This window comes from Chryseobacterium phosphatilyticum, assembly GCF_002899825.2.
Lineage (GTDB): Bacteria > Bacteroidota > Bacteroidia > Flavobacteriales > Weeksellaceae > Chryseobacterium > Chryseobacterium phosphatilyticum.
Map to the genome: position 1 here is coordinate 1,185,578 of NZ_PPED02000001.1, position 16,494 is coordinate 1,202,071.

Annotated in this window: 12 protein-coding genes; 2 read left to right on the top strand and 10 right to left on the bottom strand. The window is 36.1% G+C overall.

The annotated features are described in order from the left end of the window. Positions 1-23: 23 nt before the first annotated feature. The 9 genes from purB to C1631_RS05515 all read right to left on the bottom strand — a co-directional run bounded on the left by purB (position 24) and on the right by C1631_RS05515 (position 12,799). On the bottom strand, positions 24-1,451 hold the full coding sequence (gene purB, locus C1631_RS05470) for an adenylosuccinate lyase (RefSeq protein WP_109710970.1): 1,428 nt from the start codon (positions 1,449-1,451) through the stop codon (positions 24-26). A 705-nt stretch (positions 1,452-2,156) separates the two neighbouring features. After that, positions 2,157-2,297 (bottom strand): bacteriocin-like protein, encoded by a 141-nt coding sequence (locus C1631_RS23950; RefSeq protein WP_156118435.1) that lies wholly within the window; start codon positions 2,295-2,297, stop codon positions 2,157-2,159. A gap of 263 nt (positions 2,298-2,560) precedes the next feature. Next, positions 2,561-2,974 carry a hypothetical protein gene (locus tag C1631_RS05485; protein ID WP_109711474.1) on the bottom strand — a complete coding sequence of 138 codons (414 nt, stop codon included), beginning with the start codon at positions 2,972-2,974 and terminating at the stop codon, positions 2,561-2,563. 191 nt (positions 2,975-3,165) lie between these two features. After that, positions 3,166-3,555, bottom strand: coding sequence for a hypothetical protein (locus tag C1631_RS05490; RefSeq protein WP_103249489.1), 390 nt, complete (start codon positions 3,553-3,555; stop codon positions 3,166-3,168). Positions 3,556-3,651: 96 nt separating this feature from the next. Then, positions 3,652-5,979: a beta-glucosidase BglX gene (gene bglX, locus C1631_RS05495; protein ID WP_109710976.1), complete on the bottom strand. Its 2,328-nt coding sequence runs from the start codon at positions 5,977-5,979 to the stop codon at positions 3,652-3,654. Positions 5,980-6,204: 225 nt separating this feature from the next. Then, positions 6,205-6,906: a carboxylesterase family protein gene (locus tag C1631_RS05500; RefSeq protein ID WP_109710978.1), complete on the bottom strand. Its 702-nt coding sequence runs from the start codon at positions 6,904-6,906 to the stop codon at positions 6,205-6,207. 112 nt (positions 6,907-7,018) lie between these two features. Then, entirely contained in the window at positions 7,019-8,410 is a 1,392-nt protein-coding gene (locus C1631_RS05505) for a glucoamylase family protein (protein ID WP_109710980.1), read from the bottom strand. Between the two features lie 70 nt (positions 8,411-8,480). After that, positions 8,481-9,956 (bottom strand): RagB/SusD family nutrient uptake outer membrane protein, encoded by a 1,476-nt coding sequence (locus C1631_RS05510; protein WP_109710982.1) that lies wholly within the window; start codon positions 9,954-9,956, stop codon positions 8,481-8,483. Positions 9,957-9,961: 5 nt separating this feature from the next. After that, on the bottom strand, positions 9,962-12,799 hold the full coding sequence (locus C1631_RS05515) for a SusC/RagA family TonB-linked outer membrane protein (protein WP_109710984.1): 2,838 nt from the start codon (positions 12,797-12,799) through the stop codon (positions 9,962-9,964). 348 nt (positions 12,800-13,147) lie between these two features. Here C1631_RS05515 and C1631_RS05520 point away from each other — a divergent pair, with 348 nt between their 5' ends. Next, complete coding sequence (locus C1631_RS05520; protein ID WP_103249070.1) at positions 13,148-13,819, top strand: DUF4197 family protein; 672 nt, start codon at positions 13,148-13,150, stop codon at positions 13,817-13,819. A 40-nt stretch (positions 13,820-13,859) separates the two neighbouring features. Then, entirely contained in the window at positions 13,860-14,165 is a 306-nt protein-coding gene (locus tag C1631_RS05525) for a DUF493 family protein (protein WP_103249069.1), read from the top strand. Between the two features lie 96 nt (positions 14,166-14,261). Here C1631_RS05525 and C1631_RS05530 read toward each other — a convergent pair whose 3' ends face one another. After that, entirely contained in the window at positions 14,262-16,403 is a 2,142-nt protein-coding gene (locus tag C1631_RS05530) for an alpha-N-acetylglucosaminidase (protein WP_109710986.1), read from the bottom strand. Positions 16,404-16,494: the final 91 nt, after the last annotated feature.

The window sequence follows — 16,494 nt, forward strand, 5'->3', positions numbered from 1 at the left end:
CAGCCCAGAAGGCTGCATATGTTTTATACTTTAAGATCAGCTTCCAATCCTATCAGGTCTTTATTCTCGTCCAAAATCGGCTGAACTTCATTCTTAATGAATTCCTCCGTTTGAATTGGTGCAAAACCGATAAAGTTCTTAGGATCTAAAACTTCTTTTAATTTTGATTTGTCTAATTTTAAAGAATCATCGTTTAAGATTCTTTCGATAAGATCATTTTCCTTACCTTCTACTTTCACTTTTTTGGAAGCTTCCATGGAATGAACCCTGATCACCTCATGGATTTCCTGACGGTCACCCCCTGCCTTCACTTCTTCCATAATGATGTATTCCGTTGCCATGAAAGGAAGCTCTTCCATAATGTGCTTGTTGATTCTGTTCGGATAAACTACGATTCCGTTCATGATATTGTTCCAGATCAACAGAATTGCATCAACAGCTAAAAACGCCTGAGGAATTGTTAATCTCTTATTTGCAGAATCATCCAGTGTTCTTTCGAACCATTGTGTGGAAGCTACCATTGCAGAACTCGTCGTCAATGACATTACATATTTTGCCAATGCCCCGATTCTTTCACTTCTCATTGGATTACGTTTGTAAGCCATGGCAGAAGAGCCAATCTGGTTTTTCTCGAATGGTTCTTCAATTTCTTTAAGATTTTGAAGCAAACGTAAATCGTTGGTGAATTTATGGGCAGACTGAGCGATATTTCCTAATAAGGCAACAACTTTAGCATCAATTTTTCTGTCGTACGTCTGTCCTGAAACTCCGAAAACTTTTTCGAAACCGAATCTTTTTGAAAGTTCTTTATCCAGATGTTTTACTTTCGAATAATCGCCGTTGAAAAGCTCAAGGAAACTTGCAGCAGTTCCTGTTGTTCCTTTTACTCCTCTGAAACGAAGCGTTTCCAGGAAGAAATCCAATTCTTCAATATCAAGAACCAAACTTTGTAACCAAAGAGTTGCTCTTTTTCCAACTGTTGTCAACTGAGCCGGCTGGAAGTGTGTAAATCCTAAAGTCGGAAGATCTTTGTACTGAATAGCAAAATCAGAAAGACCTTTCATAACGTTCACTAACTTCTTCTTCAAGATTAAGAGTCCGTCACGGATCTGGATTAGGTCTGTATTGTCTCCTACAAAAGCTGAAGTTGCGCCTAAGTGGATAATTCCTTTTGCTGAAGGCGCCACATCACCGTACGTGTGAACGTGAGCCATTACATCATGACGAAATTTCTTTTCATACTCTGCTGCTTTCTCATAATCGATGTTTTCAGCATTAGCTTTTAACTCAGCGATCTGCTCGTCTGTAATTTCAAGTCCAAGGTCTTTTTCGATTTCAGCAAGAGCTATCCAAAGTTTTCTCCAATTCTGGAATTTGTTATTATGTGAGAAGTTAAATAACATTTCTTCACTGGAGTAGCGCTCTTCCAATGGATTTTTGTAGGAATTCATTCGTTCTTTTACTTTTTAGATGTACAAAAATACGGTTTTTCAGTGAGAGATGAAAATGCTGTTTTTATGATTTTTGAACCTTAAATTTTGAAAGGTTTTAAATAAAAAATAAAATAACTTTTTCTCTTTCTACGCCTAACATTGGATTGTTATCATCATAAAAGCTAAAAATGCACCTAAAATAGCGGCTATACTTCCCAATATATTCAACCCCAGCATTACAGATCTATGGCTCAGGTTATTGAAAAAAGTTATTACTGCTGGAATCATAAAAATATTTGAAATCATTAACAGTATAGAAAAATTGAATCCTCCCTCAAAGGGAGCAAAACCTTTTTTAATGATATATAAATTCACTGATAGTATAATGACATTAAGAATAATGATACAAACAGCAAGTATATAGTTTGTTTTGGACCGCACGAAAATTGTGTAATTAAAAGCTAAAAATAATGAATAAATAAGTAAAACCAGAAATTTTTTATTTACATTTTATCTTGAAACAAAAGTATACAAAAGTTCAAAATTGGAAGCTTCCACTAAAAATTTAAATTGACTTCTAAAATTTCCAAACTCGCATAGATCATACGGTTCTGCTTCGGTTCTTAGTAAGTTCCATATTCAGACCCGAGTCTAATGATGTAAATACAACAAGCTGTCCCATTTCTGAGGCAGCCTGTTTTTACGTTATTTTCATGAATCAGATTAATCAATAAGTCCGCACGACGACCCCACAGGAATACATTTTTTCACAAATGAGCACCAGAAGTATCCTGGCAGACACATTGGGATACCTCCCTGAACTGTTTTTAATTCTCGTTTTGAAAGTTTTCTTAGGTTTTTCATAATACTATTTTTTGATTTTTTCCTACTCTGTATGCTTTTCGGATTACGCTTTAATTTGGTAAAACCAATATACATATTTTTCGCATAACAAAATATAACCTATTCATTTAATACAATTTATAACTTATTTTTCTCTTTCGTATATACCTATATTCAATGTCACAATGCTTATCAAAGGTTTCATTACAACATAATCAACCGAACCTTATACAATAAAAAAAGGCTACTCTTCCGAATAGCCTTTGACTTCTTTACATGTAATTTTATTGATAAATCACAACATCATCTTTCTTAATCTGGTAGCCGGTCTTTTTATAAGGAACTAACATATAAGTTTCTTTAATATGGCTTCCGCTTTTCCAGATTTTACTTTTTCCTTCTCTGTCAAGGATAATACTTTTTGCATTTCCATCCGGAATGAAAATTTCGGCCCGTTTCATGTCTTTACTAAAAATAACGGCGGTCATTGTAGTATAACTTTTATCCGGGTTTACTTCCTTTAATTTGATTTTTTGATCAAAAACCCTCACACAATTATTTTTAATTTGTGAATAGGTATAACCTGCAGAGCCTTTGCAGCCATGAACATCCCTGTCCCCTCCCAGAACCGGAGCTGCCTGTTGCGCAAAAGTTAAAGAGCCAAGGAACATCGTGTAAAATAAAATTGTTTTTTTCATATTTAAATTATTAAGGTTTTTGGTTTGGTAAAAGTATTTCGGAAATAAAGATATTAATTTCATTCTTAGTTACAAAAACCTTTATTACTGAATCAGTTATCATAATTGATTCCGTTTTTACCCTCTGCAATGTTCCACTATATAAAAAGGCCACTCTTCCGAGTGGCCCTTGATTTTTTGAAAAATTGATCTTATTGATAAATTACTACATTATCTTTTTTAAGCTGATATCCGCTTTTTTTAAAAGGAACCAATGTGTAACCATCTTTTTTCCAGGCTTTCGCTTTCCCTGCTCTGGTTAGAATTAAGCTTCCTTTTTCAACATCTTTCACAAAAACTTCGGCTTTTTTCTTGTCTTTACTGAAAATAACGGCAGCCATATAGTCTCCATTAGTAGCAACTTCTTTTAACTTAATTTTTTGTTCAAAAGTTCTTACACAGTCATTTTTGATCTGCGAATACGTATACCCCGCTGAACCAATACACCCATGTGCATCTCTGTCGCCACCTAATACCGGTGTTTTTTGGGCAAATACTAAAGTTCCAAGGAACATTGCGCTAAGTAAAATTGTTTTTTTCATGTTGTTTTGTATTATTTTGATAACTGCTTATCTATTAATAAAAATCATGCCAAAAAAACATAAGACACATTTCCGTGAATAAATATCCTCCGTATTTTACTTTGTCCAGTTGATTTTTGAGTGCTTTACTTCATCAGAATTAGTACCAATCATTAGATCAAATTCACCTGATTCCCAGTCATATTTCAAATCTCCGTTATAGAATTTCAGGTTTTCAGGAGTGATATCAAAACTTACTTTTTTGGATTCTCCTTTTTTCAAAAATATTTTTTGGAAGCCTTTCAATTCTTTTACCGGTCTGGTAATCGTTCCTACCATATCTCTGATATACAACTGCACCACCTCAGCACCATCATAGTTGCCATTATTGGTAACCGTTACTGATGCCTGGATCGTTTGATTTCCCTTTGGATTAGCATTCGAAACCGTCATATCAGAATAATTGAATTTTGTATAACTCAATCCATATCCGAAAGGGTATAGTGGTGTGTTACATTCATCCATATAATTGGAGCGGAATCTCTGGTATTCGCATTTTTCTACCAATTTCTGATCTAAAGGGCGACCGGTATTTTTAGCATTATAATAAATCGGAACCTGTCCAAGGCTTCTTGGGAAAGTCATCGGAAGTTTTCCTGAAGGATTTACTTTTCCAAAAAGAACATCTGCCATCGCATTTCCTGCTTCAGAACCAGGGAACCAAGCATTCAGAATTGCATCAGGAGTATCTTTTACATTCGTTAATGCTAGGGGACGACCTGTGAAAAGTATCATCGCTATTGGTTTTCCTGTCTTTTTCAACTCATTTAACAGATCAACCTGAGACTGAGGAATTGTAATTTCACTTCTTGAAGAAGACTCCCCGCTCATTTCGGCAGATTCACCGATAGCCAATACAATAACATCTGCTTTATTGGCAGCATCAACAGCTTCTTTTAATAATTCTTCTTTTGAACGATTATCCCTGTCCGTTTTTTTACCGTGAGCCGCATAAATTTCTTCCAGTTTTGCGTCGTAATCAATATTGGCACCTTTAGCAGAAAGGAATTTAACCTCTTTTCCGTAATTAGCCTGAAGCCCCTGCATCAAATTAACAGAAATGGCATGTTTGGTCGCTACGCTCCACGTACCGGCCATATTCATTGAGTTATTCACCAATGGTCCAATCACAGCAACAGTTCCTGACTTTTTCAAAGGCAATACCTGGTTTTCATTTTTCATTAAAACCATAGATTGTGCTGCAATATTTCTGGCTATTGTACGGTTTTCCATATTGTAAACCTCTTTAGCCGCCAATTTTGCATCTCCGTGCTTGTAAGGATTATCAAATAAGCCCAAATCATATTTTGCCTCAAGAATTCTTCTCGCAGCCGTATCAATTTCAGCTTGTGTAACTTTTCCTTCTGATAAAGATTTTTTGAGAGTTGTTAAAAAGCCTTCACCTACCATATCCATATCGATACCTGCTTTTAAAGCCAATGCAGATACCTGTTGAATATCTCCCATTCCGTGATCAACCATTTCATTGATCCCTGTGTAATCGGTTACAACAAATCCTTTGAATTTCCACTGATTTCTCAATACTTCGGTCTGAAGCCACCTGTTTCCGGTAGCCGGGACTCCGTCTACTTCATTAAAAGAAGCCATAACAGAGGCTACTCCTGCATCCACTGCGGCTTTATAGGGTGGAAAATATTCATTGAACATTCTTACGTGGCTCATATCCACTGTATTATAATCTTTTCCTGACTCCCCTGCTCCATATAAAGCAAAGTGCTTTACACAAGCTAATATATTTGTCCCGTTGGCTAAATCTTTACCCTGGTAACCATACACCATATTTTTAGAAATTTCACTTCCCAGATACGGGTCTTCACCTGAACCTTCGGAAACCCTTCCCCATCTTGGTTCACGGGAAATGTCCACCATCGGAGAGAAGGTCCAGTTGATTCCATCTGAAGCAGCCTCTCTGGCAGCCACTCTGGCTGATTGCTGAACTAAATTCATATCCCATGAAGCAGCTAATCCTAATGGAATAGGAAAAGTTGTTTCATATCCATGAATGACATCCATTCCAAAAATCATCGGAATTTTGAGACGGCTTTTTTCAACAGCTACTTTCTGAACGGCTTTGATTTTGTCTGCTCCTTTTATATTGAACAATCCACCAACCAATCCCTGCTCTACTTTCTTTCCAATATCTGAGCTCTGAGCCATTCCTGTCGTAAAATCTCCGGAAGTCGGCAAATTGAGCTGGCCAATCTTCTCGTCCAGGGTCATTTTAGATAAAAGATTATCTACAAAAGCTTTCTTTTTTGCCTGATATTGGGCTGTCTGATAAGACTGTACGGGTTTATCTACCATTTCCTGTGCCGAAAATACCGGGGACAGGGCTAAGGCAGCAAGTACGATTAGTTTTTTCATAAATCTAACTTCTTATTGTTCTATTTTGATTAACGCGATGGCGTTATTTTTCTCTAATGATGATCTAATTGACCCGTTTATTATTGTCTCTAAAAAAGACAATAATCAAAAATAGGAAAATTATTCTATATTTATTAACAATTCAGAGGGTTGATTTTCTAAATTGTCGGTTAATTAATTCCGGAAGCATGCCACGATTACCCATAATCTTCTGTGTTTCCATGGTTATTTCTTCTTCGAAAGCATCCAATCATACAGCTTAGGATCCGAATAGGCGGAGTCCCATGAATTATGATTATCATTCGGGAAGATAGTTAATTCAGCGGAAGGATTAACCGGATGAAGCTTTTGATAAAACTTAAAAGCATTTTCCGGCAGGACGATATCATCCATTCCACCGTGATACATTTTTATATTCAGATTTTTATATTGCTGGATATTAGCGGTCATCACCTGATCGGTGGGTGCACATACGGAAGCTACTGCGGCAAACATTTCCGGATGTTCCATCGCTAATTTTAAAGTACCCCAAGCTCCCATGGATAATCCTGTCAGATAAATTCTGGAGGCATCTATTTTATATTTTTTCTGAATTTCTTTTATTAAATTGTAAACAGTAACGGTATCCCACCATGTATCTGCGGGACATTGCGGTGCAAGAATAGCTACCGGTTCTTTAATCAAATTTTTATACGTAAAAGGGCTGTGCACTTTTACCATCTCCAGATTATTTCCTCTTTCACCTGAGCCATGCAAAAACACGATCAAAGGAACATTCCCTTTGGTTTTTTGAGGATAATCCAGAATGTAGGACATTTTTTCAGTCCTTTTAATTTCTTTATTGAGCTCAGCTTTTATTTCCTGACCATTCAATTGTAATGAAATTGACAGAAGTAAAAACGGAATATACTTTAATTTGAATTTCATACTGTATTAAGGTTTTGGCTAAAGCCATCGAATATTTATAAATTTATTTAAACGGGGTTAAAGACCATTTCTAATGATCTGTCTTCAAGTTTGTATAGCTCATTCAAACCAGTTATTTGATACCGTATTTAGAGGATTGGAAACTTAATTTTTTCAACCCTTGCTGAATTTCCGGAGCATTCATAAACAATTTCCAAAGGAATCCGGTTCTATAATTTTCAATCATCGGAGCTATGGTACCCTGATCGATGGCCAGATATCTTGGAGTAAACCAATTGTTGTAATTGATAGAAGTAGCATCATAAGGTCCTGCAGAGCCTATAAATTCAGGTTTCCGGGTATAGATAAACCGTAAAAAATCCATGGATTCTTTAGGAGTATACGGAAAACTGCTCAAAGCAGCAGTAGGGGTTATTACTCCATGATCATTAGTTGGCATATGAGCCGTATATCCTGTAGAGCCATCATTATTTCTGGTATATCCGGCAGTCAGTCCCCAATAGTTTTTACCGTATCCTTTCCATTGTTTTGGATTTTCAATACAATATTTATAATCGATGAGGGCTTGATTTTTATTGACCTCAAAATAATTTTTGACCAATTTATCAGATAAACCGGTAGGGTCAAGGCCAATGTACGAATATTGCCCCCAGAATAAGGGACCTCCATATTCTTCAGCATAATTATGTTTTACATATAATGGTAATCCGTATTTTGTTTTGTCTGTAAGATAAGTGCCGTTTCTTGTCCATCCTTTATAATAGGTTTCAGCATCAATAGGATATGTAGGGGAAGAAGCAGCTAAAATATAGGTGATCAGACATTCATTGTATCCTTCAAGAGGAAAGTTCATTTCCCATTGATATTCCGGAGACCAATGCCAGTATAATACTTTTTCACCTCCTTTGGTATACCCGTTCCATTGTATTTGTTTCCATAGCATATCACATTTACTGGCCAATACCTTCTCGTCCGGACTCCCGTCTTTAAAATATTCACGGACCATCAGAATTCCTGAGGCAAGAAATGCGGTTTCTACAAGATCACCTCCATTATCTTTTTTACCAAAAGGAACTGTTTTGCCGGTTTCACCATTAATCCAGTGTGACCAGGCTCCCTTGTAACGGTCTGCCTTTGCCAGAAAGCTCATCATATGAGAAAGCCTTCTCACAGCTTCTTCTCTTGAAATAAACCCTCTGTCTATTCCTACCAGAATTGTTGCCAGGCCGAATCCTGAACCTCCCGTCGTGATTACATGTTTGTCATTATCGGGGTAAACACCATCTTCATGATACCGTTCTCTTCCCATGAAAGAGTTGGGTTCTGCATAATCCCAGAAATATTTTAAAGCATCTCTCTGTACTTTATCCATTAATTGTTCGTCGGTGATAGAATTCTTAATGGTTTTATTTTGAACTGTTTTCTGATTGGCAAGTGGGTTGTTTTTACAGGAGTAAGTAAAAAACAAAGAAGCAACGGCCATTGAAAATACAATCTTTTTCATGAGTAGTATGAGATATTGGGTTATAAAATCAGAGGAGAATTTTCACTCTCCTCTAAACTTATGAAATTTTTTAATAATTAGGGTTTTGCTGAGATAATCCTCCGGCTTCCATAATAAATTCGTAAGGAAGCGGGAATAATTCATGCTTTCCAACTATGAAATTCTTACCGCCATCTGCTGCCATGGCATCTTTCGCCTGCCCCGTTCTTACAAGATCAAACCACCTGTCATGTTCAAAAGCCAGCTCCAATCTTCTTTCTTTCCAGATTGCCGTTCTTACGTCTGCCTGAGAGACTGCCGTAGTAACAGCAATTTTGGCTCTCTCTCTTACTTTATTCAATAACGGAATCGCAACACTTGTCTGTCCTAATTCGTTAAGAGCTTCAGCTTTGATTAATAAAACCTCAGCATATCTCAGATAGCGAATGTTTGTATCTGTATTTTCCTTATCATAAAATGCCGACGAATAGGCTTTATAATTGTAATATTTATTTTCTACTGTATTAGGAATATACCTTCCATCGTACAGGGTCATATCTCTGTGAATGATCGTTGCATCTCTTCTTTCGGTATCCCCTTCTGCGGTATAAGCATCATAAAGCCCTTGTGTAGGTGTTGCAAAACCCCAGCCCCATCCTCCGGAGCCACGTACTCCCTGTACCTGACTATACTGTTTGATAGCTCTACCGGCATCGCTCCCTGATCCTTGAATTTCAAAGATAGATTCTGCATTATTTTCACCGGAAACTTTATAAATATCAATAAAGTTAGGTGTCAGAGAATAGCCTGTAACCAAATCACATTGATCTGAAGCTAATTGCCATTTTTTCTGATAAAGATAAACTTTTGCTAAAAGAGCATGAGCTGCTCCTACAGACGCTCTTCCTACATCACTGCCTCCATAGGCTGATTTGTTGGGCAATGCCTCAATAGCATCTTTCAGATCTTTTTCAATAAAAGCATATATTTCTTCTTTTGAAACTCTTGTAAGCTGCATCTTTTTATCATCATCATTTCCTAAACTAGGAACATGATCTACCAAAGGAACGCCTCCAAAAGATCTTACCAGAGTAAAGTACATGAATGCCCTAAGGAATTTGGCTTCTCCCATTAGTCTTGTACGCAATTCAGGAGTTGCTTTATCTAATTGGGGAATATACTTTAATGCCTGATTAGCCCTGTTGATCCCTTGATAGTTTGAAGTGAAAAGCTCTTTAAAGGAAGGAGTAGTTGATGTAATATTCAGAGCATCCAAAAGATTTTTATCGGATCCGTTATCTCCATCTGTAGACCCTTTATCTGCATCATCTGAAATGATAGAGGTTACTCCTATCCAGGCAAAGGTGCTCATATCCCAATCTAGAAATTTAGCATAGATAGAATTTACAAAATACGTAGCACCGTCATTGTTATTGAATTTTTCAAGGTCATCAATCGTCATCGACTCTGAAGGTTTTACATCAACAAAGTCATCACTACAGCTCTGCACAGCAGTTACTGTTCCTAATAACATTAAAGAGATTAATAGTATCTTATTTCTTTTCATTTTTTCTAGAAGTTTACGTTTACACCAAATACAAAAGATCTTAAAGTAGGATAAGCATTGAGCTCTACCCCTGCCATTTTATAAGGATCACCTTCTGTTTTTGAATCAGCCGGATCATATCCTGACAATTCTGTTGTGAATCCCGAATACTTTTGCCATACCAGAGGATTTATTGCACTTACATAAAACTTTACAGATTTTACGTAATCTACTACATTTTTGATCGTATATCCGATTGATATATTATTAATTCTGAAGTAATCTCCATCTTCAAGGTAATACGTTGAGGCCAATGGATTGTCGGTTGCTGGTTTCGGATTCGTTCCATTTGGGTTGGAAGAAGTCCAGTAATCCTGCGCTACTGAAGATTCAATATTTACATTATTACTTCTCTGTGCTTTTTTACCATTATAAACACTAAATCCAAACGCTCCGTAACCATTGGCTGCAAAATCCCAGTTTTTATAACTTACAGAAACATTTAGTCCCAACATTGATTTTGGAATATAAGAGTTAAAATATTTTCTATCTCCTGCATCTGCACGTCCTGTAACACCATTTCCATTAAGATCTTTATACTTCATATTTCCATTAGCATCCAACCCGTCATATTCCCACAGATAGAAACTTCCCAAAGCATGTCCTACTGTTGAACCGTTGAATAGTTTCACCCATTCTCCGTTTCCTAAGCTCCCACCACTTAACTGGGCAATATTTTTCTGAGTATCAACTCTGGTAAGGGTATTTTGGTTGTAAGAATAGTTAGCTCCTAAAGAGTATGACCAGTCTTCTCCTACTTTGTCTGCCCAGTTTAATGAAAATTCAAGACCTCTGTTTCTTACTGCTCCTACATGAGAATAATAGGTTTCAGACTGTCCTGAAGTCATATAGTTGGTGATTCCCAGGATAAGGTTAGTTGTTTCTCTGTTATACGCATCAATACTACCTGTCAATCTTTTATTGAACAATCCGAAGTCTAAACCTAAAGATGTCTCTTCAGTCACCTCCCAGCCCAATACAGGGTCATACCCTTTATTTACAGTAATTCCATTACTTACAGGATTAGCATTTCCAAATCCATAATTGTAATTGGTACCCGAGTTTAAAGGAAGATAGTTCAAAGGAACTCTTTGATTTCCTAATTTACCCCATCCTCCTCTCAGTTTTAAAAGATCAAAAAAGCCATCTTTCATGAAGTCTTCTTCAGTAATAACCCATCCTGCTCCAAACGATGGGAAAGTTCCCCACTTTTGTCCGGCAGCAAATTGTGAAGAACCATCACGTCTTATTGTTGCACTTAATAAATAACGATTCATCAATTTATATTGTGCTCTTGCAAAATAAGAAACTGTTGTATTTCTGTCAAATTTTGTAGAATTGAGACTCTGAATATTGTTTATATAATTGGTATCTTTAATATTCCAATAGTTCTGATCATTCAGTAATAAGTTTTTCCTCTTCACGATAAGCTGATCAATTCCATTTCGGACAGTAGTTTCAGTACCAATAGTCGCTTCAATATCATGGACTCCAAATTTCTTATTATATGTTAAGTAATTCGTTAAAGACCAGTTATAATAATCTTCTCTGACATTTTCCAGAGTATTCTTTGGATTACTGTTAGAAAAACCGCTTGCCACTCTTGTAGGATCTGCCGCAAGCCAGATTGCTACTTCATCTTTAAAGTTATAAGATTTATAATTGCTATACTCACCATTAAATTGAGAAGTAAACTTCAATCCTTTAATGATGTCGATATCTAGTTTTAATCCTCCTTGTAACAGCGTACTCTTATTTTGTTCATTATTCAGCAAAAGCTGGCTTACGGGATTCGTTACATCATTAAACTTGTAACCTGTATAATCAACTATACCTGTAGTCTGATTCACATATGGCATTCCAAATTGTCCTGAAGCATAATATACAGGAACCATTGGAGATTGTTTGTAAGCAGTTGTGAATGCATTAAAAGGTTTAGGAGTTGCTTTAGTAAAAGCAACACTTATATTTTGAGATAGTGTAATCCCTTTTGCAATCTTGAATTCATTATTGGATCTGATGGTTGCCCGGTTATAATCTGTTCCTCTCAGAATGGACTGTTCGTCATAATTACTTAAACTGAAGAAGTACTTGACAGCTTCAGAAGAACCGGAAACAGAAAGATTATGCTGATTATAGACTCCTGTTCTCGTAATTTCCTTAAACCAATCTGTATTAACCGGTTGGTCAGTAGAGAATCTATTTTGATTCAGTGCAATATTGTTATATGCGGCAAATTCTGATGCATTGGCCATCTTAACTGTTTTCAAAGGTGTTCTTATTCCTACTAACCCATCATAAGTAACACTTAATTTTCCTTTTCCGGATTTTGTAGTAATAATAATTACCCCATTCGCAGCTCTATTTCCATAGATAGCTAATGCTGCTGCGTCTTTTAAAATATCATAGGTAAGAATATCATTAGAATTGATGTTATTGATGTTTTCTAAAAACATTCCATCTACCACATAAAGTGGTGTTCGACCTCCTGTTACAGTCCCAAGCCCCCTGATCATCACTGAAGGGGTAGACCCCGGAACATCAGAAGCTGTAATCTGTACCCCTGCTGCTTTTCCCTGAATAGCCTGTGAAGCATTTAATACCTTTGTTTTGGTAACTTCTTCTGCACTGATGGAGCTGATGGAGGTGGTATTGTCAACTTTCTTACGACTCCCGTATCCGATCATGACTACTTCGTCAATTTTCTGAACTTTAGCAGAGTCTGATGTAACCTGCGCATCCACGTTCATTCCGAAATACAATACGGCGATGAGACAAGAATACTTTAAATTACTTTGTTTCATATAGTTTCAATTTTATTCGTACAATCAAATTCAGTAAATGTCCTGTTTCAAAGAAAATCAATTTCTCAAAAAAAGACATTAGCCAAAAATATAAAAAAAAATCAACCATGTTAAAACATCTTAAAAATTTAAAAAGAATCAGTATTTAATACACAAAACATGAATAACAACTAAATTTTATGAATTTATATTGAATAATTCCACCATTTAATCACTATATCATTAACAACAAAAGGTTATTATCAGTGAAAAAAATCACCAAATACAGCTTCTACATTTAATATTTTGTTAAATAAAGAATAGTATTTACCTTTGGTGCAGTTTTTGAAAAAAGGAATAAAAAGATCAATGAAAAAATATATCGTTGCAGCCGCGCTCATTATTGGGACCGGTGCAGTTATTACTACTACCGTACAATCATGTACCACCCTGGCAACTTCAGACATGGGACTTTCCATTATCAAAAGAATGCTGCTCAACGGTATTGACAAAGGAATGGGTATCTATACCAATAAAGAAGCTTTCTTACAAAATAATATGGTAGACAAAGCACTCCCAAAACAGCTTAGAGAAATCAACTCTATGCTGGAAAAGGTTGCTCCTTCTCTGGTTGCCAAAGAAAGAGATTTTATTGCACAGGCAGCAGCATATACCGTGAATACTTCAAGACCTATCCTGCAAGGTGCTGTGAACAGCTTAAATGCTCAGGATGTGACAAGAATTATCCAGGGAACTACTGCTACCCAGATCCTGAAAGAAAAAACATCCCAACAATTGATAGCAGCGATCGCTCCTAAGGTAGATGAGAAATTAAATGAATACGGAATTGTAAAAACAATCAATACGGCTTTATCAGGAAGTAATTTTTTAGGAAGTCTTTTGGGGGGAAATACCAATACTGTAAACGCCGGCGGATTGAGCCAACTGGCTTCTGAGCAACTCGTAAGCGGATTGTTCAATATTATCGAAGATTACGAACACCAGAACTCCAAATCGCTGTTGGGGCCATTTGGAAAATAGGGATTTTTTCGTTATATTTATATTATATTATTAACTGCAGATGGATATATTACAAGGAAATCAACACGCAAATCCTGAAGATTTTTATAAATCTTTAAAGGAAAAACTGGAGGGTCATCATGACTTTCCTGAGGATTATTTATTTAAATTTATTATTCCTACAGACCAGGCAAAACTTACTGAAATTTACAAAGTTTTTGATGGGATCAAATTTACATTAGGAAACCGTGAAAGCAAAAATGGAAAATACACTGCCTGCAATATCAATGCATTTGTATTGGATGCCAATCAGGTGGTAACTATTTATAAAGAAGTAGCAAAAATAGAAGGCGTTATTCTATTGTAACAATAAAAAGACTGTCAGATGTGACAGTCTTTTTATTTTCAGTTCAAAATCTGGTGTATTCATTTCATATTGAAAATTTTCGTAAAATAATCAGGCCTATTTTAAGATCTCATTCTGAAGCTCTAATAATTGATCTGGCCTCAATTTTACAGGCGGATACATATTTTTTTTCCTTGACCAATTGATTTCCATTTGATAAAACGTCTCCGGTTCAGTAATTTTTCCCTGTATAGCATCCTGAATAAATAAAGCCCAACGCTGGGTGTAAAGAGAACCCAACAACCCATTCCATTCTTTGTGAGCATAATCCCGCACAGATGTCCCAGATGCATTGTCAGGACCCCAAAAAGTGATCTGTGTTTTTGCATTATAGATAATATTGGCCTGATCGTCCTTGAATGGTTTACCAAATTCTTCTGCTTGTAGCAACCAACGATTAAGCGTAAAGTATTTACTATTTCCTGTCAACTGATCTTGCATATTGATTAGCTGTAAAAAACAGCTTCCTGTCTGTTTTATTTTCTCGGTTTTTTTTTCCTTAATTGATGCTACCAAATTATTATACACCTCTTCTCCTTTGTTAGCCAATACCTGTCTGAGAAAATCTATTTTGTCTGTAGAATAAGTTTCTGAATTAACAAATTCATCCTCTGCCTCCAGAAAAAGTTTCACCGCTTTTTTAAAACGTTCCTGATCATAATTTCTGGTTCGTGTTCCCCAGGAAGAAACCGATTTAATATCGAGCGAAGGACGCGCACAATATATACTTTCTGGTGGCCCTTCCTGATATGCTTCAGGACTATTGTAAATAGTTTGTGCAAATTCTTGCCAGGCATTGATAATATTTTTGTTATATTTTCCATAACGATATTCTGTGTAATACTTTAGCCAATAATCAAGATCAGGCTTTTCATCATACCAGGCTAAATCCAGCATGAGATCATAGGCTACCGGATTATTATAAATGCCTTCCGGAATAATGCCCACACCTTTAAGTTTATCACTGTATTCACTATTTTTTATCCTGAAAGGTTCATCAATAAAACGTTGTAACTTTCCATACATACCACTTTTATCACCAAAATTACTCACATTACACCAAATAAAGTTCGTTCCGTTATATCCTTTCCTTTTTAACCAGTTATCTGTATTTTCCCCAAACAATTCAATAATTAGGGTATTTTCTTTTTTTAATCCTTTTAATAATTCATCGGAGGGATTATTCTGCCAACCCTGCAGCACCCATGTACTGTTTGGAAAATTATGAAGCATAACAGACTGAATATCCGTAGCAGCCTCTCTTATACTAATTCCTTCAGCATTTCCACCTTCATGAAAAGGTTCACCGCCAAAAAAACGGATAGTATTGCCATACAGCTTTTTCAATTCTCCATAATAAGTATCTGCAATTTTGGTGAAAGTGATAGTTGTAGGATCTAAAATATCCGGTCGTTTAAACACAACCCATTTCCCCTGGTCCAATACTTTTGCCGAAGAAATTTTATACTTAAGGGAACGGGGCACCATTCCATAAAACCCTTGCAATATAGGTTCTATTCCAAGCTCATTCATTCTTCCTAGGATTTTTTTCTGAAGCTCTGCCTGTTGTTTTATTAACTGTATGCTTACGGAACCACCCCAGCCTTCCAAATTTCCCATTAGCCACCAAGCAGTATAAGCGGGCCCCGGTATAAAAGCTCGTGCTTCGGAATCCGAATAGCCTAATTGCAACATAGTATTATACCAGATAAGTTCAGTACCTACCGGCGCCAACATCAAATTGACCCCATTAAGTGCCATCCAGTCCAATTCCTGTTCCCAGTCTTCCCAGGTATAAAAGCTATACGAATAATTTATAGTACAGTAATTAAGTGCATATCGATATGTCACAAATGATTTTCTCTTTACCGGAATCTCAACAACTGGTAACCTCTCTAAATTCTCCACATTATTTCCAAGGTGAGAAATACTTTGATGAGCATATTTTTTTACATACCAATCTAATCCGCGGGAGGCTGCACTTATTGAAGAAGCTAAAATTTTTAGTTTATTATTTTCAGTTTGAATAATAGATACATCCTGATTATTTTCGAAAGGTATTTTTTGTATGACTATTTTGTTTTTCAGCCAGGGAAAGCGACGGTCAGCTAACTGTTGAACGGCTGTAAAATCCTGAGCTTCTATTAACAATGCTAAAAAAACAAAGAAAAATAAAAATATTTTTTTTAATCCTTGCATAACGGTTATGTTTCAATTGTAAATAATCTAATATACTAAAGAATATACTCCCTTTAAACAAAAAGAATAATTTCCATAATATCTAAGTATT